This is a genomic window from Gilliamella sp. LMG 34361, assembly GCF_984569075.1.
Genome location: NZ_OZ474903.1, coordinates 1,595,305 through 1,609,668 on the forward strand (window position 1 = coordinate 1,595,305; position 14,364 = coordinate 1,609,668).

Annotated in this window: 10 protein-coding genes, 2 tRNA genes and 1 pseudogene; 10 read left to right on the plus strand and 3 right to left on the minus strand. The window is 32.3% G+C overall.

The window, feature by feature from the left end; genetic code table 11:
- Positions 1-553: 553 nt before the first annotated feature.
- Entirely contained in the window at positions 554-3,262 is a 2,709-nt protein-coding gene (gene mgtA, locus AC5LXI_RS07600) for a magnesium-translocating P-type ATPase (RefSeq protein WP_493441798.1), read from the plus strand.
- A gap of 367 nt (positions 3,263-3,629) precedes the next feature.
- Here the strand turns inward: mgtA and AC5LXI_RS07605 are convergent, their stop codons facing one another.
- Positions 3,630-3,845, minus strand: a complete 216-nt coding sequence (locus tag AC5LXI_RS07605) for an HP1242/YdcH family protein (protein ID WP_493441799.1) — start codon at positions 3,843-3,845, stop codon at positions 3,630-3,632.
- Between the two features lie 102 nt (positions 3,846-3,947).
- On the opposite strand from AC5LXI_RS07605, the gene AC5LXI_RS07610 reads away from it, so the two are divergent.
- Together AC5LXI_RS07610 and AC5LXI_RS07615 are read left to right on the plus strand one after the other, a co-directional pair.
- Positions 3,948-5,465: a helicase HerA-like domain-containing protein gene (locus tag AC5LXI_RS07610; RefSeq protein WP_493441800.1), complete on the plus strand. Its 1,518-nt coding sequence runs from the start codon at positions 3,948-3,950 to the stop codon at positions 5,463-5,465.
- Positions 5,466-5,505: 40 nt separating this feature from the next.
- A complete protein-coding gene (locus AC5LXI_RS07615; protein WP_493441801.1) occupies positions 5,506-6,591 on the plus strand; it encodes an AI-2E family transporter in 1,086 nt (361 codons plus the stop codon).
- A 26-nt stretch (positions 6,592-6,617) separates the two neighbouring features.
- Here the strand turns inward: AC5LXI_RS07615 and bcp are convergent, their stop codons facing one another.
- Positions 6,618-7,091 (minus strand): thioredoxin-dependent thiol peroxidase, encoded by a 474-nt coding sequence (gene bcp, locus AC5LXI_RS07620; RefSeq protein WP_493441802.1) that lies wholly within the window; start codon positions 7,089-7,091, stop codon positions 6,618-6,620.
- A 69-nt stretch (positions 7,092-7,160) separates the two neighbouring features.
- Positions 7,161-8,453: a glutamate-1-semialdehyde 2,1-aminomutase gene (gene hemL / locus AC5LXI_RS07625; RefSeq protein ID WP_493441803.1), complete on the minus strand. Its 1,293-nt coding sequence runs from the start codon at positions 8,451-8,453 to the stop codon at positions 7,161-7,163.
- A 157-nt stretch (positions 8,454-8,610) separates the two neighbouring features.
- Between hemL and erpA the strand changes: the two genes are divergently transcribed.
- The 7 genes and pseudogenes from erpA to aroL all read left to right on the plus strand — a co-directional run bounded on the left by erpA (position 8,611) and on the right by aroL (position 14,232).
- On the plus strand, positions 8,611-8,949 hold the full coding sequence (gene erpA, locus AC5LXI_RS07630) for an iron-sulfur cluster insertion protein ErpA (RefSeq protein WP_493441804.1): 339 nt from the start codon (positions 8,611-8,613) through the stop codon (positions 8,947-8,949).
- A gap of 201 nt (positions 8,950-9,150) precedes the next feature.
- A tRNA-Leu gene (locus AC5LXI_RS07635) sits at positions 9,151-9,238 on the plus strand.
- Positions 9,239-9,255: 17 nt separating this feature from the next.
- A tRNA-Gly gene (locus AC5LXI_RS07640) sits at positions 9,256-9,331 on the plus strand.
- Positions 9,332-10,174: 843 nt separating this feature from the next.
- A pseudogene (locus AC5LXI_RS07645) lies at positions 10,175-10,813 on the plus strand (DUF6882 domain-containing protein).
- 645 nt (positions 10,814-11,458) lie between these two features.
- Positions 11,459-12,361, plus strand: a complete 903-nt coding sequence (locus AC5LXI_RS07650; RefSeq protein WP_493441805.1) for a LysR family transcriptional regulator — start codon at positions 11,459-11,461, stop codon at positions 12,359-12,361.
- 119 nt (positions 12,362-12,480) lie between these two features.
- Positions 12,481-13,320 carry an aldo/keto reductase gene (locus AC5LXI_RS07655; protein ID WP_493441806.1) on the plus strand — a complete coding sequence of 280 codons (840 nt, stop codon included), beginning with the start codon at positions 12,481-12,483 and terminating at the stop codon, positions 13,318-13,320.
- A 396-nt stretch (positions 13,321-13,716) separates the two neighbouring features.
- Positions 13,717-14,232 carry a shikimate kinase AroL gene (gene aroL, locus AC5LXI_RS07660; RefSeq protein ID WP_493441807.1) on the plus strand — a complete coding sequence of 172 codons (516 nt, stop codon included), beginning with the start codon at positions 13,717-13,719 and terminating at the stop codon, positions 14,230-14,232.
- The last annotated feature ends 132 nt before the right edge of the window (positions 14,233-14,364 follow it).

Genomic DNA, 14,364 nt, shown 5'->3' on the forward strand with positions numbered 1-14,364 from the left:
CTTCTTAAGGTCAAAGGGGTATAACGTGCTCGCCTTTGAGCTTTTCTTATTTTTTTAACGATAAAAGGTGTTAAAAATGAGGGTTAAGAAAAGTTGAAATACAAAGTGATGAGTTCAATTTACAGGAGAAATATGGACACTCAATCGGGTCACCCCAAAATGTGGGGAGATAAATTCAAACACATCATTATCGGTTAATGAACCTGTCTAAATAGTAATTTTTTCAGTTCACGAGCCGAAATTGATAAAAACGGTAACGGTGAACGATATGCAATTTTCTACACGCTATCACACAAACTCAAAACATCATTGTGCTCATAAAGTACTTTTACGAGTATTGTATCTTACTGATAAACATTTAGAGCCACCTAGTTGTATCTAATTCTTAATTAAATTTATTTTTCAATAATTTTATTTCGTGCCAAGCATTAGCTTTAATGGCTAGTTATTGCTTTGCATTTAAATTTTGGTCAATTAAAACTTATTAATGCCTTGTTATGTTTAACTAAGGAATAGGTTTCTTTTGTCTAAAAAATATAGATAGGTACCAACTATGATTAAAAACAAATTTAAAGTAAAGACAGAAAATACTTTAACTATAAAAGCACTTGAGGAAGCTCAAAACAGTCTAGATAACATTTTATCTAAATTTCAATCAAGCCTTTCTGGTTTAACCCAAGAAAATGCCAAATCAAGATTGGAACAATATGGTAAAAATGAAGTAGCTCGGGAAAAAGTTCCTTCGGCTTTTGTTCAGTTGTTACTAGCATTCAAAAATCCATTTATTTTTGTCTTGTTGACATTAGCTATAGTTAGTTTTGTGACTGACTATTGGTTACCACTACAAAGTGGTGAAGAGACTGATCTAACAGGCATTATTATCATTTTAACCATGGTAACATTAAGTGGCTTACTCCGTTTTTGGCAGGAGTTTCGCTCAAATAGAGCTGCTGAGGCACTCAAATCGATGATTCGAACCACAGCTACAGTTCTACGTCGGCCAAATAAAAATATGCCAGCTGAACATATCGAAGTGCCTCTAAGTGATATTGTCCCCGGTGATATTGTATTGTTATCTGCTGGCGATATGATTCCAGCGGATATTCGTTTAATCGAATCAAGAGATCTATTTGTTAGCCAAGCAGTATTAACCGGTGAATCAATTCCAGTTGAGAAATACGATACTTTAGGTGCGGTATCGCAAAAAACAACTGAAGAGATCAATCCGGCCGATATTGATAAAGATAATGTTCTTGATGTAAATAACATCTGTTTTATGGGTACCAATGTAGTCAGTGGAACGGCAAAAGCGATTGTTGTAGCAACTGGTGCAGATACACATTTTGGTTCGTTAGCAAAATCCATTGTGGGCTCCAGAGCTGAAACCTCCTTTGATCGCGGCGTAAATAGCGTGAGTTGGTTATTGATTCGCTTCATGTTAGTAATGGTTCCGATTGTATTACTAATAAATGGTTTTACTAAAGGTGATTGGGGCGAAGCTGTTTTATTTGCATTAGCTGTAGCGGTTGGTTTAACGCCTGAAATGTTACCAATGATTGTTAGTGCCAACCTTGCAAAAGGTGCGGTAGGAATGGCAAAACGCAAAGTGGTGGTTAAACGGTTAAATGCGATACAAAATTTTGGTGCAATGGATATTTTATGTACTGATAAAACCGGTACCTTAACCCAAGATAAAATTATTTTAGAACATCACTTAGACATTAACGGCCAAGTTGATCCAGCTGTGTTACAACTAGCGTGGCTCAATAGTTACTATCAAAGCGGAATGAAAAACTTGATGGATAAAGCAATCATCCGTTTTGCTGAAGAAAAAACCAGTGTTAAAAAAGTCGGCGTTGGTCTTTATCGTAAGATAGATGAATTACCGTTTGATTTTGTTCGTCGTCGTTTATCTGTAGTTGTGCAAGGCAATGATGATAATCACTTAATGATCTGTAAAGGTGCAGTTGAAGAAATGCTATCTATTTCGGATTTCGTTTATGAAAATGGTGAATATTTACCGTTGGATGAAAATCGCAAACAAGCATTAATTGAACTGGCTCATAATTATAATAAAGACGGTTTTAGAGTATTAGCTGTTGGTGTCAAAGAGATTTCAGCAGAACAAACTAAAACGCAATACAATGTCCAAGATGAGAAAGCGTTGGCTATTCGTGGTTTCTTAACCTTCTTAGATCCACCAAAAGAGAGTGCTTATGAGGCTATTTCAGCATTAAGTGAACATGGTGTTGCGGTTAAAGTTTTAACTGGTGACAACGAAATTATCACTATTAAAGTGTGTCGTGAAGTTGGCTTAGAGCCTGATATTCCTTTATTAGGTACTGAAATTGAAACAATGGATGATGCAGAGCTAAAAGTAGAAATTGAACAACGTACTATTTTTGCTAAGTTAACTCCGTTACAAAAATCTCGCATAATTCGATTATTACAAGATAACGGTCATACAGTTGGTTTTTTAGGCGATGGTATTAATGATGCTCCAGCGTTACGCGATGCCGATGTTGGTATTTCGGTGGATACCGCAACGGATATTGCTAAAGAATCAGCCGATATTATTTTGCTGGAAAAAAGCTTAATGGTATTAGAAGAGGGGGTAATATGTGGTCGTGAAACCTTTGGTAATATCATGAAATACCTTAATATGACGGCAAGTTCTAATTTCGGTAATATCTTCTCTGTATTAGTGGCAAGCGCGTTTTTACCGTTTTTACCAATGCTTGCGATTCATCTGCTTATCCAAAATTTATTATATGATATTTCACAACTATCATTACCTTGGGATAAAATGGATGAAGAGTTTTTACAAAAACCACGTAAATGGGATGCACCAAATATTGGACGCTTTATGATCTGGATCGGCCCAACCTCTTCCATTTTTGACATAACAACTTATGCATTAATGTGGTTTGTCTTTGGCGCTAATAGTGTAGCAGCTGAATCGCTGTTCCATTCAGGTTGGTTTATCGAAGGATTGTTATCCCAAACCTTAGTGGTACATATGCTAAGAACACAAAAAATTCCATTTATTCAAAGCACAGCAGCATTCCCAGTGATTGTTATGACAATGCTAATAATGGCGGTAGGAATTTATATTCCATTCTCACCAATTGGCAGCTTAATTGGTCTTCAACCTTTACCTTGGTCCTATTTCCCATGGTTGGTTGCAACATTATTGAGTTACTGTGTTGTTGCCCAAATAATGAAAAAGATTTACATCAAACGCTTTGGACAATGGTTCTAAAATAATAAACTTGATGTAAGTAATGCTTACATCATTAACTAAAAGAATATAAATATTTAACTAATGTGTTATAGTGTTTAATTAAACATTATTGAAAACATCACGGATGATAATATTTATATAGCAACAAAACGCTTTAAATATCAATTTAAGGCGCATTTATATAACAACAAGAGGAGTAAAAAATGAAAACCCCACATAAAAATTTAATTACACTAATCAAAAACCGTAAGTTGAAAAAAGCACAAGAAAAAGTGAATAAATAACGATTTGCCTAATGATTTGTGTAAAATTGTAATAAAATTAAACCCCATAACTTGGGGTTTTTTCTCATATAATCAAGATCGACAACGCTTAATTTGATAAATTACGCCGAAGCTTTTTTCAAAATCTCATAAAGTTGATCTTTTAATTTTAGTTTTTGTTTTTTTAGATTCTCAATACTTTCTGAGGTATCAACAGCAATACCCGATTCGATGTTTTTAATTTTTTGATCAAGATCATTATGTTCATCAAATAATTTTTGGAAACGCAAATCTGATTTTTTAAATTTAGAAATTAAGTCACGATATTCTGGAAACATACAGCCCCCTTACAAGATTAGTTAAAATAATAGCAGTTATTGCTAATTCAGCTTACAATATTCTTAATTGTTTTAATAGCAATTTTTGAATAGGAGATGTCTATGAGTGAAAAGATTGTTATTGCAAAAAGTGAAGGTAATGATTTATACGTCCTTGCATCGTTGGCTAATCGCCATGGTTTAATTACCGGTGCAACTGGCACTGGTAAAACCGTAACCCTACAAAAGATGGCGGAAAAATTTTCACAAATTGGTGTACCAGTATTTCTTGCTGATGTAAAAGGTGATCTAACCGGCCTTGGCGAAAAAGGAGTATTATCGGAAAAATTACAATCACGATTAGAAAATATTGGGGTAACCGATTGGTTGTCTACGTCATCACCTTTGGCATTATGGGATGTGTTTGGCGAAAAAGGTATTCCAATTCGCAGTACTGTTTCCGATATTGGTCCGATATTATTAGGAAGACTATTAAATCTAAATGACATTCAATCAGGCGTTCTACAGTTAGTTTTTAAAATTGCTGATGATAATGGATTATTATTACTTGATTTTAAAGATTTAAGAACTTTTATTCAATTTATTGGGGATAATGCTAAAAAATTTACTACTCAATATGGCAACATCAGTTCATCAACCATAGGGGCTATTCAACGAGGATTACTTACTTTAGAACAGCAAGGCGCTGAGCTTTTTTTAGGTGAACCAATGTTTGATATCCATGATTTGATGCAAATTAATGCAGAAGGTCGTGGGGTTATCAACATTTTATCCGCTAATAAATTATATAATTCACCAAAATTATATTCAGTATTTTTATTATGGTTATTATCTGAATTATTTGAACATTTACCAGAAGTAGGTGATCTTGATAAACCTAAGCTCGTATTCTTTTTTGACGAAGCACATTTACTTTTTAATGATATCTCTCCTGCTTTGTTAGCTAAAATTGAGCAAGTTGTTCGTCTTATTCGTTCTAAAGGGATAGGTATCTATTTTGCTACCCAAAGTCCTACCGATATACCTGAAACCATCCTAGGACAATTAGGTAATCGCGTACAACATGCGTTACGTGCATTTACGCCTAAAGATCAAAAAGCGGTTAAAGTTGCTGCCCAAACTATGCGAGCTAACCCAAATTTTGATACTGAAAAAGCTATCATGGAACTTGGCGTTGGTGAGGCACTCATTTCATTTTTAGATGAGAAAGGGCGACCAAACATTGTTCAGCGCGGAATGATTATTGCACCAGGATCTAAAATGGGACCAATGGATATCGAAAAACAGTTAACTCTCATTCATCAATCTCGCTTTTATGATAAATATTCAAAAACCATTGATCGTGAATCAGCGTACGAAAAACTTAAACAAGGTTTTACTATCAATACAGAAAATAATCAAAGTTCAACAGAAGCTAATTCAGAACAAAATCAGTCTAATAAAGAAGAACATGGTGGTATTATGGACTTTTTAAGTTCACTTTTTTTTGGTAAAGCACTTTCAAAAGGTGGCCAAAATGACGGTATAGTTCAAACTATTGCTAAAAGTGCAACCAGACAGGTAGTTAATCAAATTGGAAGACAAATTACCCGAGGGATTTTGGGCGGTTTAAAAAAATAAGCTAGATTAGAAACAAATAAACTACAAAAAGGAGTTATAGATGTTAAAATTGTTTATTGAATGGTACAAAAAACGCTTTAGTGATCCACATGTGGTATCGCTAATGATTGTTATCATAGTCCTGTTTTTTATCATCTATTTCTTCAACAAAATTTTGCTGCCCATCTTAATTGCCATTGTTTTATCATACCTGCTTGATAGACCGGTCAATTATTTACAACGAAAAAAAGTTCCTCACACATTAGCTGTTGTTATCGTATTACTGCTGTTTATGTTTGTTGGTTTAACTGGAATTATGATTTTGTTACCTTTGATTTGGCAACAGGGTGTTAGCTTAATAACCAATATTCCAAATATGTTGAATTTTGTTAATAAATTTATAATGTCTTTACCAGAACATTATCCTGAGCTGATTGATGTTGGTTTATTTGATTCAATGCTTCAAGGTATAACTAGTAAAGTTATGCAAACAGGTAACTCATTATTGCAGTTTTCAATTAGCTCACTATTTAGTATAGTTTCTGTTGCGATAAACACGGTATTAGTCCCAATTATTATGTTTTTTTTATTGAAAGATAAATCGAAAATATGGGGATATTGCTCAAAGGTATTACCAAAAAATAGAACAATATTAAATAAAGTTGCTACAGAAATGGATCAACAAATATCTAATTACATAGTAGGTAATGTTGTGCATATTATTATTTTAACTGTTTGTGTATATATTCCTTTTTGGTATTTTGGCTTAGATTATGGACTTTTATTAGCGGTATTAGTTGGTCTTTCAGTACTTATTCCTTATATCGGCATTATTATTTCAAGTATACCTATAATATTAATTGCACTTTTTCAATGGGGTTTTACTGCTCAATTTGGGTATCTAATGTTCTTTTATATTCTTATTCAGGCATTAGATGGTAACCTATTGGTTCCTTATCTTTTCTCTGAAAAACTCAATCTCCATCCATTAGTTATTATTGTTGCTGTGATCATTTTTGGCGGATTATGGGGATTTTGGGGTGTGTTTTTTGCTATTCCTCTAGCAACATTAGTGAAAGCGATTATTAATGCTTGGCCGAATCTTGAAGAGATAAATAGTATAAAAAATGAAAAAAAAGCAGATTAGTTCAATAATCTGCTTTAATTAAGGGATTAACTATGGGTTTTAAGATATTCTAAAACCATAGTGTGATGATTGGTGGTTTTAAAATCATCAAAGACTTTTTCGATTTTACCATCTTTACCAATCAGAAAACTTATACGATGAATACCGTCATAAGTTTTTCCCATAAACTCTTTTTCACCCCAAACACCAAAAGCATCAGAGGTTTTATGGTCTTCATCTGAAAGCAGGGTAAAATTTAGCAATTCTTTATCGACGAAACGTGATAATTTTTCAGGTTTATCCGTACTAATACCAATAACAACTACATTATATTTCTCAAAATCATCAGCACTGTCACGTAAATTGCAAGCTTGTACTGTGCAACCAGGTGTCATCGCTTTAGGATAGAAATAGAGCAAAATTCGCTGACCTTCAAAATCTTTTGAACTAATTTGTTCGCCATCTTGGTCAGGTAGAGAAAATTGAGGTGCTTTTTCACCTTCTTTTAGTGGATTAACCATAAATTTATTACCTATGTTAATAGTTAAAATTTTAATTGCTATGGGTTTAATTTACTATATTTTACCAATTTAACTTATGTTTTTAAAAAAACGACTTGCTGCATCAATTGTATGATTGATTTCTTTATCTGTGTGCATAAGTGACATGAAACCTGCTTCGAAAGCTGAAGGTGCGAAGTAAATCCCCTCGGCTAACATATGATGATAGAATTTTTTGAATAATTCAATATCACAATTCATTACATCCTTATAACTGCTCACTTCTAGAGCAGTTGTAAAGAAGAATCCAAACATTCCACCAGCATGATTAACTACAAAAGGAACATTAAATCGCTTTGCCTCTGAAAATAGGCCATTAACTAATGTGACGGTTTTTTCTTCTAATTCTTGGTAAATACCAACATCTGTCAATTTTGTCAATGCAGCATAACCAGCTGCCATAGCAACAGGATTACCAGAAAGCGTTCCTGCTTGATAAATTGGTCCAATTGGTGCTAATTGTTGCATGATTTCTGCTCGACCACCAAAAGCTCCGACCGGCATACCACCGCCGATAATCTTACCTAAACAAGTCAAATCTGGAATAATATCATAATACTCTTGAGCTCCGCCTAACGCGACCCTAAAGCCAGTCATTACCTCATCAATAATTAATAAAGCACCATAATTATCACATAAACTTCTTAATCCTTGTAAGAATGACTTTTTAGCGGGAACACAATTCATATTGCCTGCGACGGGCTCAATAATAATCGCGGCTATCTCATCGGGAAACTGCTCAAATTGTTTTTTTACCGATTCTAAATCGTTATAATCACAGACTAAGGTATGTTTAACAAAATCTTGCGGTACCCCAGGAGAAGTCGGGTGACCAAAAGTAAGTGCTCCAGAACCCGCTTTAACTAATAAATAATCCGCATGTCCATGATAACAGCCTTCAAATTTGATTATTTTGTCACGACCGGTATAGCCGCGGGCAAGGCGTATTGCACTCATGGTTGCCTCAGTACCTGAATTTACCATGCGTAACATCTCTATAGATGGCATCAATTGGGTAACGAGGTTAGCCATTTTGGTTTCAATTTCGGTTGGTGCTCCATAGCTTAAACCTTTACGAACAGCATTAATCACAGCCTCTGCTACATCAGGGTCATTATGTCCTAAAATCATTGGTCCCCAAGAACCAACATAATCAATGTATGCTTTTTCATCAACATCATAGATATATGCACCATCAGCTTTCTCAATAAATAACGGCGTACCACCAACGCCATTAAAAGCTCGTACGGGAGAATTAACCCCTCCGGGCATAAAAGTTAATGCTTCGCGGTAAAGCTTTTTTGATTTAAATGTTTTAAGCATAGTTATCATCTTTTTAAAGAAATAGTTGTCGTATTTATTCATAAAATTAACTTAAATTCAAGCAAGCCATTACAAATTTAACTAATTAATGTTTTCATTTTGTATTTTCTTTTTTCAAGAGTATATAATATAAAAGTACTTATAGTAGGAGAATAAAATGAGCGATGCGTTACCAATTAACTTTACTGATGCTGCTGCAAATAAAGTAAAAAACCTAATAACGGAAGAAGAAAATCCAAATCTAAAATTAAGAGTCTATATAACAGGCGGTGGTTGTAGTGGATTCCAGTATGGTTTCACATTTGACGAAAAAGTAAATGAAGATGACCTTGAGATCGAAAAAAATGGTGTTTCACTTCTTATAGACCCGATGAGCCTACAGTATCTTGTAGGGGGCACAATAGATTATGTTGAAGGATTACAAGGTTCACGCTTCGTAGTTGATAACCCTAATGCAACAACGACCTGTGGTTGTGGATCATCTTTCAGCATCTAATAAATTCTAAGTCATCAATCTAAATTTTCATTATTATTCATATCAAAACCGAATTTTAAGGGAATTAATTAAAAATTCCCTTAAATGTGACAAACATTGAGCAATTAGACAATTATTTTAAATTTTCTATTGACGTAAAAATTAAGATCGGTAAAATGCACAGCATCCAAAACGCAGTTACCTTTCGGAACTAAGTTTTGAGCCCGGGTGGTGAAATCGGTAGACACAAGGGATTTAAAATCCCTCGGCCTTTTTGGCCGTGCGAGTTCAAGTCTCGCCCCGGGCACCATTTAAAACACTTCTCATGCGGGAATAGCTCAGTTGGTAGAGCGCAACCTTGCCAAGGTTGAGGTCGCGAGTTCGAACCTCGTTTCCCGCTCCAAATTTATATATTTTAAGACTTAATTTTTTATATATCCGTTTTATCAAACGATGACCATCAGGCTTATTGATGACGAATATATAACCAAAGTCAAACATTTGCGGTTAAGCTAAATTTTCAAGTTAAGCTTTTTTCATTGGTTCTTAAAATCCTAATACAAAGTCATCATTCGAAAAAACTGCAAATCTGGGATAAGTTTCTATAGGAGTATCTATAGGATCTTGTCCGAATAGTCTTGACTTTAAATTAGTACTGATATTGACGTTTTTAACATAAATAATAACACTATTTTGTTTAAACATTTTGATAATCAGTTTGCTAAAGCTATACACGTCTTCATCTAATTTTATAAAATAATTCGTCAATATAAATAGAGTCATCATAATGTTTAGACGTCTAAATTTGTTCGGAATAAATTTTTGAAAAATTAATATATCAATCTTGGTGTTTTAATATGTGAAAGAAATACCTTTTTTATCACGATAAATTCGATATAGCTAAATGTAAAATGATAATAAAGCCAAATATCTATTCTCAACTATATAATTATAAATAAGAATGCCGCCTTGAAAGTATAACTCATTTGCTTAATAATTGATCCCATATAACTGTAAATCGACCATGATACAAAGAATTTTGGCTCTTTTACTTATTTAATCTCTGAATTCGAAATTGACAACTTCTCTTAAAAAATTTTACAGATGAATTTATGAAAATAAAGTCTATGAAAAACTGTTACATTTTAATTTGAAAAGGATGATATATGAAATTTCTGAAAAAATTATTTGAGAAAAAATTAGACAAGATGAAGAACACAAACCACTACATCCACTTCAAGCACTTATTGAACAATTTGGTGGAGTTGCTTTTGAAAAGCAAATTGTTTTAGACGATATTGTTGACAATAAACCTTGGCAAATTGACATGGAAAAACAACAGATCGTTTTTGGAGATGATTTATATTTATCTTTTCAGTTATTAGGAACGTATTCGTATTCGACTAAAACTTGGCTTTGAGCATGGGCTAATGATAAATCAGATTTGCCTGAAAGCATTATTCAACAGGCTCTCGAACTAAAAAAATATGGTGAAGATAACGGTATTGAATTATTTACACATTGTAATCTTAACGCCGGCCAAGGAGATTTACATATAATGGGGCTCATTGCTAGTGGTATATTTAATGCTAGTGATTATTATATCGCTGACTATGGTGAAGGCTCACTTATGTTAACCTTTTCTGATGAACATATTGAGCAAACTTATCAAAAAAACAGCACTCATTTGCAAATTCTTTCTGTTTTTCAACAATTCATTTCAACTTATGAAATGAATCATTATTTTGGATTAAAACATTATTTACTAGCAAAAGATTATCAAGTGACTTTTGATGATGGTTTAAAGCTGATTGCGACAAAAGATCAATGTCAAATTAGCGCTGAATTCGATAATTTATTGCGCTTAATTGAACTCAATGGTTAAAAAAGAAAATAACTGAATCTATTATTATGACTAACAAATTAGTTATGTGATTTTAACGTCATTTGTAAAACCAATAATATATTCTGTTTTTACTACTCAGTAGTCGTTAATTAGTGATGTCAATTTAATATTTTAAAATTATATTAAAATCAAGCTTCAATTTTAGATTTCAGATCCAACTAGGGCGGTTAAACCCCGCTCTTTAAATATTCGTTCAGTTATAATTTAAAGGATTTTAACTAAGTAAAAATATTATACGCAATGAAACAATCCTATCTGTTTTCAACACTAAATTATATCTGCACTTTTTAGTTTTTTCCCTAAGTCTTAGTTGTCATTTTTCAGAACTATGGTTAACGTATTGTCAAATCGTATATGGTTAATTTAAAAAAATAATATTTCGAATGATTTGATATAGCTTTTAAGCTTATCAATTGCCTCTATAATTGACGTTTGTTCTCATCATTTTTAGTAAATTTAATTACTGCTTTATTGATTCTTTTCTCTCATAAGAAATACCTTAATCGTTTGAACATCAACTTGTTAAACAGGCAAGCAATTCAATTTAAGAAAATCTTGAAACTTTCCATTTTAGTGTTAACCATCTTATAATATAAACAAATCATTGATTAGAGTAATGCATTCATGAATATAAAACAACTTAAATACTTTCAGATACTCGCTAAAAATCAACACTATACTTACACTTCCGAATATTTTTCTATTAGTCAACCAAGTCTTAGTCATGCTATTGCTGAATTAGAGAAAGAGGTTGGTATTAAGTTATTTCAGAAGAAGGGGCGTAATGTAGAGTTGACCAAAGAAGGGGAACAGTATCTGCTCTATGTTAACCAAGCATTACAATCGTTAAATGAAGGTGAACAATTTATAAAAGAATTAACTAGCATATCGCATGGGCATATCCGATTAGCTTTTGTATATTCATTATGTATGGGATATGTACCAAAAATCATTAAAGCGTTTACAGGATTACCGGAATATAAAAATATTTCATTTTCTTTTTATGAAGATTTAAGTGCTAACATTGTGCAAGAACTTAAAAGTAAACGTTATGATATCGGGTTATGTTCCTATTTGTATGATGATCCAGAAATAGAATTCACTCGTTTAGCTAAACAAGAAATTGTCTTTATTATCTCAAATGACCACCCATTATCAAAACGCAAAAAACTGGATTTAAAAGATATAGCTAATGAACCGGTGATTTTATACACCGAACGCAGTGGAATGAAAGGTTATTTAGATAATATCATTAGTGAGTCAGGGGTTAAGTTGACCAATGTGATTAGTCATGTTGAAAGTGAAAATGCAATGATTGGTTTAGTCTCCATTAATTATGGTATAGGGATGATGATTAAAGTGCCTGTTCCAGAGCAAGCTAACGTCTCTTTAATACCAATGAATAAAAATCGCCAAAAACGTGAAATTTATGTGGCAACGGTTAAAAATAGACCACTGATGCCGGTAGCGCAAAAATTTTATCGATTTTTAACCCAATATTGTGGTGATAGTTTTTTTAATAATTAATTTTGTGCTATTATCTATTTGATTACTTGATAAATATGGTTTTTTATATAGATAAATTAAATATATCTTGTTTAGAAATTATTTAATTCCTATAGCCAGAATAACTTAATGAGAAAAAAATGACATCTTCAATTAATAAAATTAGTTTAAGCAATTCAGTATCAATTGAACAACTAGGTTTTGGTACTTTTAAAATTGCTTCTCAGCAAGAAGCTAATAAAGCTATTATGACTGCCTTAAACGATGGTTATCGTTCATTTGATACCGCGCAGCTATATAATAACGAAAAAATACTTGGCGAAGCTTTTGCTAATTCAGGTGTTGAAAGAAAAGAACTATTTTTAACGACTAAAGTAAGTAATCTCAATCAAGGTTATGAGCAAACGTTGCAATCTGTTGAACAATCTTTAAAAGATTTACGAACAGACTATCTAGACCTGTTCTTAGTCCATTGGCCATTAAAAAATCATTTTTTCGATACTTGGAAAGCGCTAGAAAAAATTTATGAAACAAAAATGGCTCGGGCAATTGGTGTTTGTAACTTTCATCAATCTCATTTTGAATTGTTAAAAACTCAAGCAAATATCAAGCCAATGATTAACCAAATTGAGATTCATCCTTATTTAGTACAAAAAGAGTTAATCGAATACTTAAATAAAGAACAAATTGCGATCGAGGCTTGGAGTCCGCTAGCTCGAGGTCGTGTTGTTGAAGATCCATTATTGATAGATATTGGCCAAAAATATCAAAAATCATCTTCACAAGTAACTTTACGTTGGCATGTTCAAAAAGATCTCATTGTCATTCCTAAATCGGTTAATCCTTTACGTATCGCTGAAAATATGCAAATTTTTGATTTTGAATTAACCGACAACGAAATGCAGCAAATTGATAGTTTAAATGAAGATTTTAGAACTGGGCCAAATCCTGATAATGTTTATCAGAAAAATGGTTTTTAAAATTTTAGATGTGTAATCTATAAAGAATTATTTTTTAGAATAATATTAATAGTGATATTCTATTTATTAATAATAGATTACATATTCTTTTCTCTCTTATTACTAAAATATCCTATCCTATAAATCATTTCTTATAACTAAATAACTAGTTAATCTAGTTAATTTCTTTTTTTTAGATATTGAAAGCTAAGATTACTTTTTATTTCAAATGTATCGTAAACAATAATTAATAATACCGCTTTTAATGTAAAAAAATATTTACACATATTTAATGCTTAACTTTTTGATATATTTATGATTTATAAAAGTTTTTAATTATGTGTAAATATCTGTTGCAATTGTGTATATTATGAATAACATATAAGTGTATTATGTTATTGATGTGAGATTATAAAAATGAATAAAACAATCTTTCTTGTTGGAGCGCGAGCGTCAGGAAAAACAACAATGGGGCGTTTACTTGCTGAAAAATTAAATTACTCATTTATTGATACTGATGTTTACTTATATGAAACCACCAAAAGGACAGTTGCTGAAATAGTTGAAAAAGAAGGATGGGAAGGTTTTAGAAAACAAGAAAGCCAAGTTTTAATAGATGTCACACAGCCGTGTCGAGTTATTGCAACAGGTGGTGGAATGATTCTAGCTGACCAAAATCGCTTACATATGCAAAAAATGGGTATTGTATTCTTCTTATCTGCTCCAGCAAAGATTCTTGCTGAACGATTAATGAAAGATCCCAATATGGCACAACGCCCTTCATTAACAGGATTATCAATTGTTGATGAGATGGAAAAAATACTTGAAGAGCGTCATCATCTTTATATGGATTGTGCAAGTCATGTAATAAATGTAGATTGTCTGGAGATGCAAATATTAGGGCAGTTTTTAGAAGTGCTCAATATCGACTAAAAAATTTGTGATTTTAATATTATTTGTTTATCGCCATTAAGATATTCTTCTCTATTTGCTTAATTCAAATATTATTATTTATTACAATCCATTATATATAAAAAATAATTAATAATACAATTTCTATTTTTC

Coding starts and splice junctions, on each gene's coding strand:
- mgtA (WP_493441798.1), top strand. CDS start 554: ATGATTAAAAACAAATTTAAAGTAAAGACAGAAAATACTTTAACTATA.
- AC5LXI_RS07605 (WP_493441799.1), bottom strand. CDS start 3,845: ATGTTTCCAGAATATCGTGACTTAATTTCTAAATTTAAAAAATCAGAT.
- AC5LXI_RS07610 (WP_493441800.1), top strand. CDS start 3,948: ATGAGTGAAAAGATTGTTATTGCAAAAAGTGAAGGTAATGATTTATAC.
- AC5LXI_RS07615 (WP_493441801.1), top strand. CDS start 5,506: ATGTTAAAATTGTTTATTGAATGGTACAAAAAACGCTTTAGTGATCCA.
- bcp (WP_493441802.1), bottom strand. CDS start 7,091: ATGGTTAATCCACTAAAAGAAGGTGAAAAAGCACCTCAATTTTCTCTA.
- hemL (WP_493441803.1), bottom strand. CDS start 8,453: ATGCTTAAAACATTTAAATCAAAAAAGCTTTACCGCGAAGCATTAACT.
- erpA (WP_493441804.1), top strand. CDS start 8,611: ATGAGCGATGCGTTACCAATTAACTTTACTGATGCTGCTGCAAATAAA.
- AC5LXI_RS07650 (WP_493441805.1), top strand. CDS start 11,459: ATGAATATAAAACAACTTAAATACTTTCAGATACTCGCTAAAAATCAA.
- AC5LXI_RS07655 (WP_493441806.1), top strand. CDS start 12,481: ATGACATCTTCAATTAATAAAATTAGTTTAAGCAATTCAGTATCAATT.
- aroL (WP_493441807.1), top strand. CDS start 13,717: ATGAATAAAACAATCTTTCTTGTTGGAGCGCGAGCGTCAGGAAAAACA.